The sequence below is a fragment of the Ornithinibacillus bavariensis genome (genome assembly GCF_018333235.1).
Classification (GTDB): domain Bacteria; phylum Bacillota; class Bacilli; order Bacillales; family Amphibacillaceae; genus Ornithinibacillus; species Ornithinibacillus bavariensis.
Window position 1 is genome coordinate 201,688 of record NZ_BORP01000002.1, and the last position, 15,712, is coordinate 217,399.

The 15,712-nt window shown below is 37.0% G+C and carries 13 protein-coding genes; all 13 read left to right on the plus strand.

The genetic code is table 11. The features are described 5' to 3' along the window. The first annotated feature begins 8 nt into the window (after nucleotides 1-8). Nucleotides 9-1,037: an ABC transporter ATP-binding protein gene (locus KI338_RS06830; RefSeq protein WP_212920260.1), complete on the plus strand. Its 1,029-nt coding sequence runs from the start codon at nucleotides 9-11 to the stop codon at nucleotides 1,035-1,037. Continuing rightward, a complete protein-coding gene (locus KI338_RS06835; RefSeq protein ID WP_212920261.1) occupies nucleotides 1,030-2,007 on the plus strand; it encodes an ABC transporter ATP-binding protein in 978 nt (325 codons plus the stop codon). The genes KI338_RS06830 and KI338_RS06835 overlap by 8 nt, the downstream gene beginning before the upstream one ends. Before the next feature lie 516 nt (nucleotides 2,008-2,523). After that, nucleotides 2,524-3,537, plus strand: coding sequence for an ABC transporter ATP-binding protein (locus tag KI338_RS06840; protein WP_280530734.1), 1,014 nt, complete (start codon nucleotides 2,524-2,526; stop codon nucleotides 3,535-3,537). Continuing rightward, nucleotides 3,524-4,456 carry an ABC transporter ATP-binding protein gene (locus KI338_RS06845; RefSeq protein ID WP_212920263.1) on the plus strand — a complete coding sequence of 311 codons (933 nt, stop codon included), beginning with the start codon at nucleotides 3,524-3,526 and terminating at the stop codon, nucleotides 4,454-4,456. The genes KI338_RS06840 and KI338_RS06845 overlap by 14 nt, the downstream gene beginning before the upstream one ends. Before the next feature lie 4 nt (nucleotides 4,457-4,460). Continuing rightward, nucleotides 4,461-5,423, plus strand: a complete 963-nt coding sequence (opp4B, locus tag KI338_RS06850; protein ID WP_212920264.1) for an oligopeptide ABC transporter permease — start codon at nucleotides 4,461-4,463, stop codon at nucleotides 5,421-5,423. Between the two features lie 28 nt (nucleotides 5,424-5,451). Then, nucleotides 5,452-6,360 (plus strand): ABC transporter permease, encoded by a 909-nt coding sequence (locus tag KI338_RS06855; protein WP_212920265.1) that lies wholly within the window; start codon nucleotides 5,452-5,454, stop codon nucleotides 6,358-6,360. A gap of 95 nt (nucleotides 6,361-6,455) precedes the next feature. Next, a complete protein-coding gene (opp4A, locus tag KI338_RS06860; protein ID WP_212920266.1) occupies nucleotides 6,456-8,270 on the plus strand; it encodes an oligopeptide ABC transporter substrate-binding protein in 1,815 nt (604 codons plus the stop codon). Nucleotides 8,271-8,752: 482 nt separating this feature from the next. Continuing rightward, entirely contained in the window at nucleotides 8,753-9,769 is a 1,017-nt protein-coding gene (locus KI338_RS06865) for an ABC transporter ATP-binding protein (protein ID WP_212920267.1), read from the plus strand. Next, nucleotides 9,756-10,688, plus strand: a complete 933-nt coding sequence (locus KI338_RS06870; protein ID WP_212920268.1) for an ABC transporter ATP-binding protein — start codon at nucleotides 9,756-9,758, stop codon at nucleotides 10,686-10,688. The genes KI338_RS06865 and KI338_RS06870 overlap by 14 nt, the downstream gene beginning before the upstream one ends. A 4-nt stretch (nucleotides 10,689-10,692) precedes the next feature. Further along, nucleotides 10,693-11,655 (plus strand): oligopeptide ABC transporter permease, encoded by a 963-nt coding sequence (gene opp4B, locus KI338_RS06875; RefSeq protein ID WP_212920269.1) that lies wholly within the window; start codon nucleotides 10,693-10,695, stop codon nucleotides 11,653-11,655. A 26-nt stretch (nucleotides 11,656-11,681) separates the two neighbouring features. Then, nucleotides 11,682-12,590, plus strand: a complete 909-nt coding sequence (locus KI338_RS06880) for an ABC transporter permease (protein WP_212920270.1) — start codon at nucleotides 11,682-11,684, stop codon at nucleotides 12,588-12,590. Between the two features lie 218 nt (nucleotides 12,591-12,808). Next, a complete protein-coding gene (gene opp4A, locus KI338_RS06885) occupies nucleotides 12,809-14,680 on the plus strand; it encodes an oligopeptide ABC transporter substrate-binding protein (protein ID WP_212920271.1) in 1,872 nt (623 codons plus the stop codon). A gap of 279 nt (nucleotides 14,681-14,959) precedes the next feature. Next, nucleotides 14,960-15,676, plus strand: a complete 717-nt coding sequence (locus KI338_RS06890; protein ID WP_212920272.1) for a LysM peptidoglycan-binding and 3D domain-containing protein — start codon at nucleotides 14,960-14,962, stop codon at nucleotides 15,674-15,676. Nucleotides 15,677-15,712: the final 36 nt, after the last annotated feature.

Sequence of the window (15,712 nt, forward strand, 5' to 3'; positions counted from 1 at the left end):
GATACGTAATGAAGAAAATACTAAGCGTTAAAAACCTTTCCGTATCATTCGATACCTATAAAGCTGAGGTAAAGGCGGTTCGTGATGTATCGTTTGATTTACATGAAGAAGAGACATTAGCTATCGTGGGGGAATCGGGCTCGGGAAAAAGTGTAACCGCACAATCGCTTATGCGCTTAATTCCAATGCCACCAGGTAAATTTGTGGGTGGATCCATTCTATTCAATGGAGAAGACATTACACAGAAGTCCGAAAAACAAATGGAAAGTATTCGCGGTAAAGAAATTGGCATGATTTTTCAAGATCCAATGACTTCACTAAACCCTACAATGACAATTGGAAAGCAGATTGCTGAGGGACTTATTAAACATCATAGCATGGCTAAAAAGGAAGCATATAACCGTGGTGTAGAACTACTTAAATTAGTAGGAATTCCAACTCCAGAAAAACGAATCAATCAGTATCCCCATGAGTTTTCTGGGGGAATGCGACAGCGTGCAATGATTGCGATTGCTCTAGCATGTAATCCGAAAATACTTATTGCGGATGAACCGACTACAGCACTTGATGTAACCATTCAAGCGCAAATCCTAGACTTAATGAAAGAATTGCAAAAGGAAACTGGAACTGCTATTATTCTCATTACTCATGACCTAGGGGTTGTTGCCAATGCAGCACATCGTGTAGCAGTTATGTACGGTGGGAAAATTGTAGAGACTGGTACAGTTGATGAAATTTTTTATAATCCTAGACATCCATATACCTGGGGACTACTCGGGTCTATGCCAAGATTAGACAATCATGATGAGGAGTTGAAGGCAATTCCTGGATCACCGCCAGATTTAGCAGATCCACCAAAGGGTTGTCCTTTTGCAGCTCGTTGTCCATATGCAATGAAGGCGTGTGGATCACATATGCCTGAATACTATGAGCTTTCAAGCACTCAAAAAACCGCATGTTGGTTATTGGATGAACGTGCTCCAAAAGTAGAACCACCAGAATTTGCAAATGTAGGAGGTTCGAAGGTAAATGGCTAAGACAAAGGAAACGCTAGTTGAGATAAAGGATTTAAAAAGACATTTTAAAGTAGATCGCAAAAATATTTTAAAGGCTGTCGACGGCTTGACCTTCGATATATATAAGGGTGAAACCTTTGGGCTCGTCGGGGAATCTGGCTGTGGTAAGTCAACTGCTGGAAGAACAATAATGGGGCTCTATCAGGCATCTGCGGGTGAGGTTCGGTTCAAGGGTGCAAGTGTACATGAGAAAAAGTCAAAAAGAGAATTAAAGAATTTAACTCGAAGTATGCAGATGATTTTTCAAGATCCGTATGCATCACTAAATCCTAGAATGACTGTAAAGGATATCATAGCTGAGGGTATTGATATACACGGTTTAGCAAAGACAAAGGAAGAGCGAACAAAGCGAGTAAATGAATTATTAGAAACAGTTGGATTAAACGCTGAACATGGTAATCGCTATCCGCATGAGTTTAGTGGTGGTCAACGTCAGCGTATAGGTATAGCAAGAGCTTTAGCGGTAGATCCGGATTTCATTGTTGCAGATGAGCCTATTTCTGCACTTGATGTTTCGATTCAAGCACAGGTTGTTAATTTAATGAAAAAGCTACAGAAGGAAAGAGGCCTAACTTATCTATTTATCGCGCATGATTTATCTATGGTGAAGCACATAAGTGATCGTGTAGGCGTAATGTATTTAGGGAACCTAGTTGAAGTGGCACCTAGTAATGAATTGTACGAAACACCTCTTCATCCATATACACAAGCATTATTAAGTGCAATACCTATAGCCAATCCGCAAATTGAGCGTACAAGAGAAAGAATTATTGTAGAAGGGGACGTACCTAGTCCGATTAATCCACCAAGCGGATGTCGTTTCCGTACGAGATGCCCTATGGCTATGGAAATTTGTTCAAAGATTGAACCTAAATTTATAGAGCATGAACCAGAGCATTGGGTGGCATGCCATCTTTATGGCAAAAACTAAAAAATAATTATAGTAGTATATGAAGAAAGTGGTTTCTTGTTTAAAAGAAGCCACTTTTTTTGTTTTCATCAAAGTTAGCAACATTGGTTAATAATTTTATAGATAGTTAGGAATAGAAAATGTTTTTCAAAACGAACAAATCATTTAAATAATTTTAAAAAACTGATATTTAGCGACACGAACATTCTGATAATTAAAGAGACGGAAATTTGAAATGGCTATAATCATTTAATGTAAGCACTAACAATCCTTATAGCGCCTGTATACTGAGAAATAAGAAATAAATACAAATAGATATTTCCGATAAATTTAAACAATTTTTTATAAAAAAATGATGCAATATAAAAATAATAGTAGTATAATAAGTTCCATCATCTTATTTATATAACACTAAATTATCAGAATAATTTAAACAATAATAAGATTATATAGTCTCATAAATACACCACGAAAAGTGTACCCTAAAAAGACTAAAGTAAGTCTTGGATCTAAATAATTTATAGGGGGATGGAAGTTGTGGCTGAGAAGCTTTTAGAAATTAAAAATTTAACTACTTCATTTCGCATTAAAGATGATTATTATGCAGCAGTGGATAATTTATCATTAACGGTTAACAAAAATGAGGTACTTGCTATTGTAGGAGAATCAGGTTGTGGAAAGAGTGCTTTAGCATTTTCTATTATGGGTCTTCATACACGTGCAAAAATTGACGGAGATATTCTATATAAGGACAAGAATATTGCAAAAATGTCTCCAGCTGAAATAAATAAAGTTCGCGGCAAGGATCTAGGAATGATTTTCCAAGACCCGCTTACTTCACTAAATCCATTAATGGAAATTGGCGATCAAATTGGAGAAACATTAATTCTTCATAATAAAAATCTATCTAAGAACAAAATTCGAGAAAAGGTGTTAGACCTTTTGAATAAAGTAGGAATTCCGCGTCCGGAATATGTTATAAATCAATTTCCGCACGAACTTTCTGGTGGTATGCGTCAGCGTGTGGTTATTGCTATGGCGATTGCGAATGAGCCCGAGCTTCTAATTGCTGATGAACCGACAACTGCTCTTGATGTTACGATTCAATCACAGATTTTAGAACTAATTAACAAGTTAAAAAACGAAATGAATTCAGGTATTATCCTTATTACCCACGATCTGGGCGTTGTTGCAGAAATGGCAGATAGAGTAGCTGTTATGTATGCAGGGCAAATTGTTGAACTTGCAGATGTGAAAACATTATTTGAAAATCCGCTACATCCTTATACTAGATCGTTATTAAATTCAGTACCTAATGCAAATGAAGAACAGGACAAGCTTCATGTTATTCAAGGTATTGTTCCTTCGCTGCAAAATCTTCCAAGAGAAGGTTGCCGCTTTAGTGCGAGAATACCTTGGGTAGATGAAACAGCTCATGAAGCTCATCCAGAACTAAAAGAAGTAACACCAGGGCATCTTGTACGTTGTACTTGCTATAAGCATTTCAGTTTCCCTGATGACTCAAAGGAGGAACAACATGTCTTATCTTGAGGTAAAGGACTTAAAAATCCACTTCCCGATTAAAGGCGGTCTTTTCAGTCGAACAGTAGGCCATATCAAAGCGGTTGATGGGGTATCTTTCTCACTAGACAAGGGTAAAACATATGGTTTAGTTGGGGAATCTGGTTCTGGAAAGACGACTACAGGAAGATCCATTATTGGATTAAACAACATTACTTCTGGTCAAGTATTATTCGATGGTGTTGATATTACGAATATCAAACGTGCGAAATCGGATGTGCGCAAAGATATCCAAATGATCTTTCAGGATCCTTATTCATCTTTAAACCCAAAGAAACGTGTTATTGATATCGTTTCTGAACCATTACGAAACTTTGAAAATCTTACTAGAAAAGAAGAACGTAAAAGAGTTCAAGAGTTAATGGAGCTTGTAGGCCTAAGTCCAGAGAGTATTTTAAAATACCCACATGAGTTCTCTGGTGGACAACGTCAGCGTATTGGTATTGCTAGAGCAATTGCATTAAAACCGAAGCTAATTATTGCAGATGAGCCAGTATCAGCCTTGGACGTATCTGTACAAGCACAAGTGCTTAACTTTATGAAGGATATTCAAAAAGAACTTGATTTAACATACTTATTTATCAGTCACGACTTAGGAGTAATCAAACACATGTGTGATCAAATTGGGATTATGTATAAAGGTCGTTATGTGGAAGAAGGGACAGCAGATGATATCTTTTTCAACCCACAACATATTTATACAAAGCGCCTTGTGGCAGCAATACCAGATATTGATCCAAACAAACGTGAGGAAAAACGTAAATTCCGTGAAGAAGTGAAAGCGGAATATGAAAAGTCCTATAATGATTACTTTGACGAAGAAGGTTTAGCCTATAAATTGCAGCCAGTTTCTGATACTCATCTAGTGGCTTTACCAGAGAAAGGTTGATAATATGTGGAAATTTTCAGTACGACGTACATTAATTATGATTCCGCAATTAATATTGCTTAGTATCATCATTTTTGTTCTTGCACAATTAATGCCTGGTGATGCATTATCTGGACAAATTGGTCCGGACGTTGACCCGGCAAGACTTGACGAGATTCGTGAAGAGATGGGTTGGAATGACCCTTGGTATGAACAATATGGAAGATGGGTTGGCGGTGTTGTTAAAGGTGACTTCGGAGATTCATTCCGATTTAAAATGCCAGTTTCTGAATTAATTGGACAACGTATTATGAATACGGTTTGGTTATCGATAGTCACACTAATCCTAACCTATTTGATAGCAATTCCATTAGGTATAGTAAGTGGTCGTTACAATGACACTTGGAAGGACCAACTAGTTACTGGTTATACCTATGTTGGATTTGCGACACCATTATTTATCTTTGCACTGGTGATGCTTTGGTTATTTGGCTTTAAATTAGGATGGTTCCCTACGAGTGGTAGTGTGACTCCGGGGCTGGTATCTGGAACATTTGAACACTTCATGAGTAAAGTTTATCACTTAATTTTACCTGCATTTTCTATGGCACTTATAACTACGTATAGTACAATTCAATATTTACGAAATGAAATTGTAGATACAAAGCAAAAAGATTTTATTATTACAGCAAGAGCAAAAGGTGCTTCAGAGAAAAGAGTTTATAACCGTCATATCTTAAGAAACTCACTTTTACCGATTGCAGCATTTTTTGGATATGAGATTACCGGATTAATTGGTGGTTCTATCTTTATTGAGAATATTTTCGGTTTTCCAGGCATGGGACAATTATTAGTAGAATCGATCACATTACGTGATTACAGCGTCTTAACGGCAACTACATTATTATTCGGTGTTGCATCTATAGTAGGTGCATTAATCTCAGATATCATTTTAAGTATTGTTGATCCAAGAATTCGAATTAAATAAAAAGTAGGTAAACAGTGAGGTGATTAAATTGGGAAAGAAAACAGAAGCAGGAGCATTACAAGCACAAACTCCAATTAAAAGTCCCTCAGGCTTTAGCATAATTTGGAGAGAGCTTGTTCGAGATAAAGTTGCGTTAATTTCATTAATATTTTTAATTCTAATTGTTTCGTTTGTATATGGGATTTCACTTATATTAGACCAGGATGAAATTGTAAAGGTAGATTTGTTATCGATTTATCAACCACCAAATGATCAATTTATTCTAGGAACAGATTATGGCGGCCGTGATATCTTTGGACAATTAATTATTGGTACTAGAAACTCATTGTCGATAGCAATACTTGTTACGTTAATGACTGGAATAATTGGAATAGCATATGGTCTAATCTCAGGCTATTTTGGCGGACACATCGATAACATGATGATGCGTGTTTTAGACTTCTTTAACATTCTTCCATTTACAATGATTGTTATTGCATTCGTTGCAATTGTTCCGAAATATAGTGTTACGACGTTTTCACTTATTATGACCGGATTTCTATGGATGGGTATTGCCAGATTGATTCGTTCAAAAGCATTGCAAGAAAAGGAATTAGACTATATACAGGCTTCCAAGACACTTGGTAGCTCAAATTTCAAAATTATTTTTACACAGCTTTTACCTAACTGTAGTTCATTAATCATTGTAACGATGACGCTGAACCTAGCTGCTAATATCGGACTTGAATCAGGGCTATCCTTCTTAGGATTCGGTTTCCCTGAAAGTACACCAAGTCTAGGAACACTTTTAAGCTATGCAACGAATCCACAAACTCTAGAATTTAGATGGTGGATTTGGGTACCTGCTTCGATTCTAATCCTACTTCTAATGTTATCAATCAATAACGTGGGACAAGCATTGAAGCGTGCAACAGACGCAAGACAAAGAAGAGGTTAAGTACTGGCATCTAAGATGTTTAGTGCATAGCTTGGCCGCGCCTATAGAATGGCCAAGGAAAAAAGATAATACAGACAATAGGGAGGCAAACAAAGATGAGAAAGACAAGCAAATGGCTATTATCGCTTATGCTGGTTTTATTGCTTGCACTTGCTGCTTGCGGCGGTGGAGATGATAATAAATCTGATAAGAAATCAGATAATAAGGCAAGCGAAAACAAAGCAAGTGAAGATGGAACCTTCAATATTGAAGACTTCAGCATGACAACTTCAAACGACGGTAAACCAATTGAAAATGGAAATCTAACATATGGTGTCGTATCGGATACTGTGTTTGAAGGAACGTTTAACTTTAACTTCTATCAAGCTGCTCCTGACTATGAAGTAATTGCATGGTTTGATGAGCCACTTTTCGACAATGACGAAAACTATGCTTACACACAAACTGGTGCTGCTACTTGGGAAGTTGATGACTCAGGTAAAGTTTACACGTTAAAAATTAAAGATGGTGTAAACTGGCAAGATGGCGAGCCAGTTACTGCTGAGGACTGGGCTTTCGCTTATGAAGTTATTGGCAACAAAGCATATAAAGGTATTCGCTATGGCTCTGACTTTGAAAATGTTGTTGGTATGAAAGAATACCATGAAGGTAAAGCTGATTCCATTTCTGGTATCAAAGTTATGGATGAGAAAACACTTCAAATTACCTTCCAAGAAGGTGGTCCTTCTCTAATTACTGGAGGAATATGGCCTTATGCATTACCAAAACATATCTTTGGCGATATGGATATTGCTAAAATGGCAGAATCTGATGTAGTCCGTAAGAATCCTATTGGTATAGGACCTTATAAAGTTGAATCCATTGTTCCTGGTGAATCTGTAACATTAGTGAAAAATGAAAACTATTGGCGCGGTGAACCAGCATTAGAAAAAGTGACAGTGAAGGTCGTTTCACCTTCCACTGTAGTTCAAGAATTGAAAACTGGTGGAGTTGATATGGTAGACAGCTTCCCAACAGATCAATTTGTTGATAATGCGAACATGTCAAACGTTGAATTCTTAGGACAAGTTGAGAATTCTTACACTTATATTGGCTTTAAGCTTGGTAAATGGGATGCGAAAAAAGGTGAGGTTGTTGTAGATCCGAATGCTAAAATGGCTGACGTAAACCTACGTCGTGCTATGTGGTATGCGGTTGACAACGATGCAGTAGGAAAGAAATTCTACAATGGTCTTCGTTGGAATGCAACAACGCTAATTATTCCATTCTTCCCAGAGTATCATAATCCAGATATTGAAACACCTACCTTTGATCCAGAAAAAGCTAAGCAAATCTTAGATGAAGCTGGATATAAAGATGTTGATGGAGATGGATTACGTGAAAATCCAAAAGGTGAAGAATTAGTTATTAATTTTGCATCAATGTCTGGTGGAGACACAGCTGAGCCACTTGCGCAATATTATATCCAATCTTGGAAAAACGTTGGCTTAAATGTTCAGCTAGTTGATGGCAGACTAATTGAGTTCAATACATTCTATGATCGTCTAGAAGCAGATGACCCTGCATATGATATTTATCAAGGTGCTTGGGGAACTGGTACTGACGTGAACCCTTCTGGAATTTTTGCTGGTAATTCATCAGCAAACTATCCACGTTGGACAAATGAAGAAAATGAAAAGCTACTTAAAGACGGTGCTTCTATGAAGGCTATGGATCCAGCGTACCGTAAAGAAGTTTATGACCAATGGCAACAATTAATGGTTGACAATATTCCATTGTTCCCAACACTTTATCGTGCTGTGATTGTTCCAGTTAATGATCGTGTTGTAAACTTTACACTTGATCCTGCATCTGATCTTCGCCGTTACCAAATTGGTGTAACAGCAGAAAAACCAGCTGTAGAAAAATAATAGATGTGAGTAGGAAGAGGTTCTTGAGGGCCTCTTCTTTTCTTGTACCTAAATCGAACAAAATAGGTTATATGCTTTGGTTGGAAAATAACAGCTCCAATTGCCATTGTTCAACTCTCAATGACTAAATTTCTTCCTCTCCACTACACGAAGTCCCCTATATAAGTAAAGCTTGAAAACCCTGTGTAATTACAAAATTATCGAAACAATTTAAATAAAAAATTTAAAAAAAGCTTGTTAAAAATCTGAAAATAATATATACTTTAAAAAAATCAATTCAATATTACAAGTTTGTTACGGATATATAATTTATTCAACAAATAATTAACGGAAAATTAAAACAAATAGATGATAATAGGGCAGACACAGACAAAAAACGACAGCATGAAAACTCTGCTCTTTAATATGTTTTAAAAGTTTTTATTAGGAAAGGAAGCTTACTATAGAGGAAATATTCGCAATATTTAGTTAGGGGGATTAATTTGGCAGAAAAGTTACTAGAAATCAAAAATCTGAAGACATCCTTTCGAATAAGAGATGATTATTATGCCGCAGTAGATAATGTGTCATTAACGGTTAATAAGAACGAGGTTCTTGCTATTGTTGGAGAATCAGGTTGTGGTAAGAGTGCACTTGCATTTTCCATTATGGGTCTACATAGTCGCGCAAAGATAGACGGAAATATTTATTTTAAAAATGAGGACATAGCTAATATTTCCACTTCTAAGCTTAATAAGTTACGTGGAAAGCATATGGGGATGATATTCCAAGATCCTTTAACTGCTCTTAATCCACTAATGATAATTGGTGAACAAATTGGAGAAACATTACTGCTACACAATAAAGATATGACCAAATCGGCACGCAAGGAAAAGGTTATTAATTTATTAGAAAAAGTGGGAATTCCGCGTCCAGAGCATGTATATGAGCAATTCCCACATGAATTATCAGGTGGAATGAGACAACGGGTTGTCATTGCTACTGCTATTGCTAATGAGCCAGATTTACTTATTGCTGACGAACCAACTACAGCTCTAGACGTTACAATACAGTCTCAAATTCTCGACTTAATTAAGGATCTAAAAGAAGACATGAACTCAGGTATCGTACTAATCACACATGATTTAGGTGTTGTAGCAGAGATGGCTGATCGAGTAGCGGTAATGTATGCAGGACAGGTTGTTGAAATCGCAGATGTCCACACATTATTTGAAAACCCACTTCATCCATACACTAGATCATTATTTAACTCAGTACCAAATGCAAATGAGGAGCAGGATCAGCTACACGTTATACAAGGGATTGTACCTTCGCTGCAAAATCTACCACGGGAAGGGTGTAGATTTGCCGCTAGAATACCTTGGATAGATGCTTCTGCTCACGAGACAAATCCTGAACTACATGAGGTTCAACCAGGGCATTTTGTACGTTGTACTTGCTATAAGCATTTTAACTTCCCGGAAGAAAGTAAGGAGGAACAGCAACATGGGGTTTCTTAAAGTAGAAGACTTAAAAGTACACTTTCCTATTAAGGGAGGATTTTTCGGAAGAACACTTGGATATGTAAAAGCGGTTGATGGTGTATCGTTTAATTTAGAAAAGGGAAAAACTTATGGACTTGTTGGTGAATCTGGTTCAGGAAAATCTACAACAGGTCGAGCTATTATTGGTCTAAACCATATTACCGATGGAAAGATCGAATTTGAAGATAAGGAAATTACCAAAATACATCGTGCTAAAGCAGAAATTCGCAAGGATATTCAAATGATTTTCCAAGATCCTTATTCTTCCTTGAATCCGAAAAAACGTGTCCTTGATATTGTTGCTGAACCATTACGAAACTTTGAAAGGCTAAGTAGAAAAGAAGAAAGATTTAAGGTTCAAGAATTATTAGAATTAGTAGGGCTTAGTCCTGAAAGTATATTGAAATACCCACATGAATTCTCTGGGGGTCAACGTCAACGTATCGGCATTGCGAGAGCTGTTGCATTAAAGCCAAAGCTTATAATTGCTGATGAACCGGTATCGGCGCTTGACGTTTCCGTACAAGCACAGGTTCTAAACTTTATGAAAGAAATTCAAAGGGAATTAGACCTAACATATTTATTCATCAGTCACGATTTAGGTGTAATAAGACATATGTGTGACCATATCGGAATTATGTATAAAGGACGATTTGTAGAGGAAGGTACGGCTAACGAAATATTTAACGAGCCGCAGCATATTTATACAAAACGTCTAATTGCAGCAATTCCAGATATTGATCCTAATAAACGTGAAGAATTAAAGAGGTTTAGAGCAGAGGTAAGTACGGAATATGAACAAGCCTACAATGACTACTTTGACGAAGAAGGTTTAGCCTATGGTTTAAAACCAATTTCTGAAACGCATCTAGTGGCTTTACCAGAGAAAGGTTGATACTATGTGGAAATTTAGTTTAAGACGAATACTCATAATGATCCCTCAACTATTCGCACTTAGTTTACTAATTTTTATACTTGCAAAAATGATGCCGGGTGATGCGCTATCTGGAAAAATTGATCCTAATATTGATCCAGCACGTATTGAAGAGCTACGTGAAGAAATGGGATGGAATGACCCTTGGCATGAGCAGTATGCTAGGTGGGTTGGCGGAGTTGTTAAAGGTGACTTTGGTCAGTCCTTTCGATTTAAAATGCCTGTAACAGAAATAATAGGGCAACGAATTGTGAACTCATTTTGGTTATCTTTGGTTACATTAATCCTAACCTATTTAATTGCAATACCATTAGGAATTACCAGTGGAAGATTTAATGACACCCTTAGGGATCATTTAATTACCGGCTACTCCTATATCGGATTTGCTACACCTTTATTTATATTCGCACTAGTTATGCTTTGGGTATTTGGATTCCAGTTACAATGGTTTCCAACGAGCGGTAGTGTGGCCCCTGGACTGGAGCCAGGAACATTTGATTACGTAGCAAGTAAATTGTATCATCTGTTATTACCTGCTTTTTCCATGGCATTAATTCAGACGTATAGTACAATTCAATATTTACGTAATGAGATTGTTGATACGAAACAAAGAGACTTTATCATTACAGCAAGGGCAAAAGGAGCTTCAGAAACAAGAGTTTATAACAATCATATATTGCGAAACTCACTATTACCAATTGCAGCATTTTTTGGGTATGAAATTACACTATTAATCGGAGGATCCATATTTGTGGAAAACATTTTTGGATACCCTGGTATGGGACAATTGTTAGTTGAGTCCATTACCCTACGTGACTATAGTGTGGTAACTGCTACAACCTTATTATTTGGAGTAGCTTCAGTACTCGGTGCATTACTCTCAGATATTATCCTGAGCATCATTGACCCAAGAATTCGGATTAAATAATTTTGGCATAGTGAGGTGAACAATAAATGGTAGAAAATTCCGCAACTGCGGCAGTAAAAACAAAGGAAATGATTAAAACACCATCTGGTTTTAATATAATATGGCGCGAACTTATGCGAGATAAACTAGCATTAATCTCTCTTATTTGTTTGATTGGTATAGCGGCGTTTGTTTATGGAGTCTCATTAGTACTGGATCAAGAGGAGATTGTAAGGGTTGATCTATTCGCTATCTATCAGTCACCAGGAGAAGACTTTATTTTAGGAACTGATTATGGTGGAAGGGACGTTTTTGGACAGCTAATAATTGGTACGAAAAACTCCTTATCAATTGCAATAATAGTAACACTAATGACAGGATTTATTGGTGTTGTATTTGGATTGGTAGCTGGGTACTTTGGCGGACATATCGATAATATGCTAATGCGTATCCTGGATTTCTTTAATATATTACCTTTCACGATGATTGTAATAGCATTTGTAGCTATTGTCCCAACCTATAGTGTCTTGACCTTCTCGATAATTATGGCAGCCTTCTTATGGATGGGAATTGCGAGATTAATTCGTTCGAAGGCTCTACAAGAAAAAGAATTAGATTATATACAAGCGGCGAGGACATTAGGCACTTCAAACTTTAAAATAATCTTTAAACATCTTTTACCGAATTGTAGTTCACTTATTATCGTAACAATGACACTGAATCTAGCTGCAAATATAGGGTTGGAGTCAGGTCTCTCATTCTTAGGGTTCGGTTTCCCTGAGGATACACCAAGCTTAGGTACATTATTAAGCTATGCTAGAAACCCACAAACCCTTGAGTATAGGTGGTGGATCTGGGTACCAGCATCTGTCTTAATCCTAATCTTAATGCTGTGCATTAATAACGTAGGTCAAGCGTTAAAACGTGCTACAGATGCTAGACAAAGAAGAGGATAAATTATCTATACAATTTTTGTATAATTCGAAATTTCAATGGATAACTAGCCTAGTATTCTAGAAGAAAAATTACACTTTAGGGAGGTGAGGCTGGTTATAGATAGAAAAATGATTAGGTTACCATCATTGATGCCTTAAGGGTATGAATGTTGAGTATATAAGTCGATTTATTCGACGATAGGACCAAGGTTCTTTTTAAAAAAGGGAGGGTAATAAGCATGAGAAAGACAAACTTAATGAAATTGCTATTTGCTCTAATGCTTTCTGTTTTATTAGTATTAGCTGCATGTAGCAAAGACTCATCTAGCGACCCAAAGGGTAATGACACAAAAACTGAGGGTAATGCTGGAAAGGATAAAGAAAAGGATAAAGGGGAGATTCTATTCTCTCAGGACGACTTTGAGATGACTACCTCAAATAGTGGGGAGCCTATCGGAGGCACACTAAATTTCGGTTTAGTATCTGACTCTGTTTTTGAAGGTACTCTAAACTGGAACTTCTATGACGGTGATCCAGACTCTCAAGTAATTAAATGGTTTGATGAATCATTACTTGATATGGATGCTAACTTTACTTACACACAAGATGGTGCTGCAACATTTAAAACAGAACCATACGAAACAGAGGAATATCCAAATGGGGTTACAATTGAATTCACAATTCGTGACAATGTAAATTGGCATGATGGTGAGCCTGTAAAAGCTGAAGACTGGGCTTATTCATTTGAGGTAATTGGACATCCAGAGTACACTGGTGTTCGTTACGGTCCTGACTTCTCGGATATTGTTGGTATGGATGAATACCATGCAGGAAAAGCAGACACAATTTCTGGTATTGAAATTGTTGATGAAAAGACACTAAAAGTTACTTATAAGCAATCTAACCCATCATTATTAACAGGTGGTATCTGGCCATATGCAATGCCAAAGCATATTTTCAAAGATATTCCTGTAGCGAAAATGGCAGAATCTGATGCAGTACGTAAGAATCCTATTGGTATGGGACCTTACAAAGTTGAAAGCATTGTTGCTGGTGAATCAGTTGTTTACTCGAAAAATGCTGACTACTGGCGTGGAGAGCCTGCTTTAGACAAAGTTGTTCTAAAAGTAGTTAATCCGAAAACTGTTGTACAAGAATTAGAAACTGGTGGCGTTGACATGATTAACGCATTCCCTGGTGACCAATTCGTAGATAATGCTGATATGTCTAACGTAGAATTCTTAGCAAACATTGATTTGTACTATGCTTATATTGGATTTAAATTAGGTACATGGGATGCAGAAAAGAAGAGAGTCAAAATGGATCCTAATGCAAAAATGGCTGACGTAAACCTACGTAAAGCGATGGCACATGCTGTAGATACAGACTCTATTGGTAAGAAGTTCTATAATGGTCTTCGTTGGAAGGCGACTACTTTAATTCCACCTTCACATCCAGAATATCATGATGCTGATAACCCAGGATTAGTATATGACCCTGAGTTAGCGAAGAAGATTCTTGATGATGCTGGCTACAAAGATGTTGATGGTGATGGATTCCGTGAAGATCCAAATGGTGAGCAATTAGTAATCAACTATGCTGGTCAATCTGGTAGTGATGTTGCTGAACCAATGGCGAAATACTTTATCCAAGCATGGGAAAATGTTGGTCTAAAAGTACAATTGCTTGATGGACGTCTACATGAATTCAATACATTCTATGATCGCGTAGGTCAATCTGGTGAAGATGATCCTGCAGTAGATGTCTACGGTGGAGGTTGGGGCGTAGGCTCTGACGTTAACCCTTATGGTTTATATGGTCCAGACCAAATGTTTAACTTCCCACGTTATGAAAGTGAAAAGAATAGCGAGCTACTAGCAAAAGGTGTTTCTATGGAAGCATTTGATGTAGAATATCGTAAGCAGGTTTACAAAGAGTGGCAACAACTTATGACTGAGGAAGTTCCTGTATTCCCAACTCTATATGCTCTTGAACTTGTTCCGGTTAACAAGCGTGTTGTAAACTACACACTTGATCGTAATGTTAATTCACTATACGAAGTTGGCGTTACTCAAGAAGAACCATTTAAAGCAGAAAAGAAGAAAAAATAAATGAATTGATAAAGGGGTCACATCATAGTGGCCTCTTTATTTTTTTGGCAAGGCAGTAATTTGTTCACAAGTTACTCTCTTACCCATGGTCAATAATAGGTAATAGAATTAGTAGCGAAGCACAAATATCCGACTTTTTACTCAAATCTACTAAGCTTGTTATAAATCATAGTGGTTTTGGTAATCCTTGTAACAGACTTTTAAGAGTCTTGTAACGGCACAGTCTAGTAACCTATGTTAGAGTAGGCATTGTGTCCGGAAAAATAAGGAGGGACTACTATGAAGAATTTAGTAGCTATGTTAGCTACAGGAATTGTGCTCATGAGCCCAACAATGAGTGCTTCTGCTCTAGAATATGAGGTTGTTAAAGGAGATACCTTATGGGAAATTGCACAGGAACACGACACATCAGTAGAATCTTTACTTGAAATAAATGATCTGCAATCAGATATGATTTTTCCTAAACAAAAACTAGAAGTCTATGAAAAGCATCTCGTAGAAAAAGGAGATACATTATATGCTATTTCTAAAAAATATGGTGTCCGTGTAGAAGAATTAAAAACTTGGAATGAATTGGATTCTGACCTTATTCTAGTAGGACAAGAACTAGAAATTAGAGAGGAACAGGTCGAAGAAGTAGCGGCAACACAGGCTATTAAAACGACAGATTCTAGTACAGTGACTAATAAAGTTGAAAAACCAGAAGGTAGGACATTAACGGTTGTAGCTACGGCATACACCGCAGAATGTGAAGGGTGTTCAGGAATTACTTATACGGGAATAAATCTAAATAAAGATCGAAATGCAAAGGTAATTGCAGTTGATCCAACTGTTATTCCCCTGGGCTCAAAGGTTTATGTAGAAGGGTATGGATATGCAATTGCTGGTGATATTGGCGGAGCAATAAAAGGAAATCGAATTGATATCCACTTACCGACAGAACAGGAAGCACTCAATTGGGGTGTAAAAGAAGTTAAGGTTACTATTGTGGAGTAACTATAATATAAGGGAAGCTGTTGTCATTATGACAAT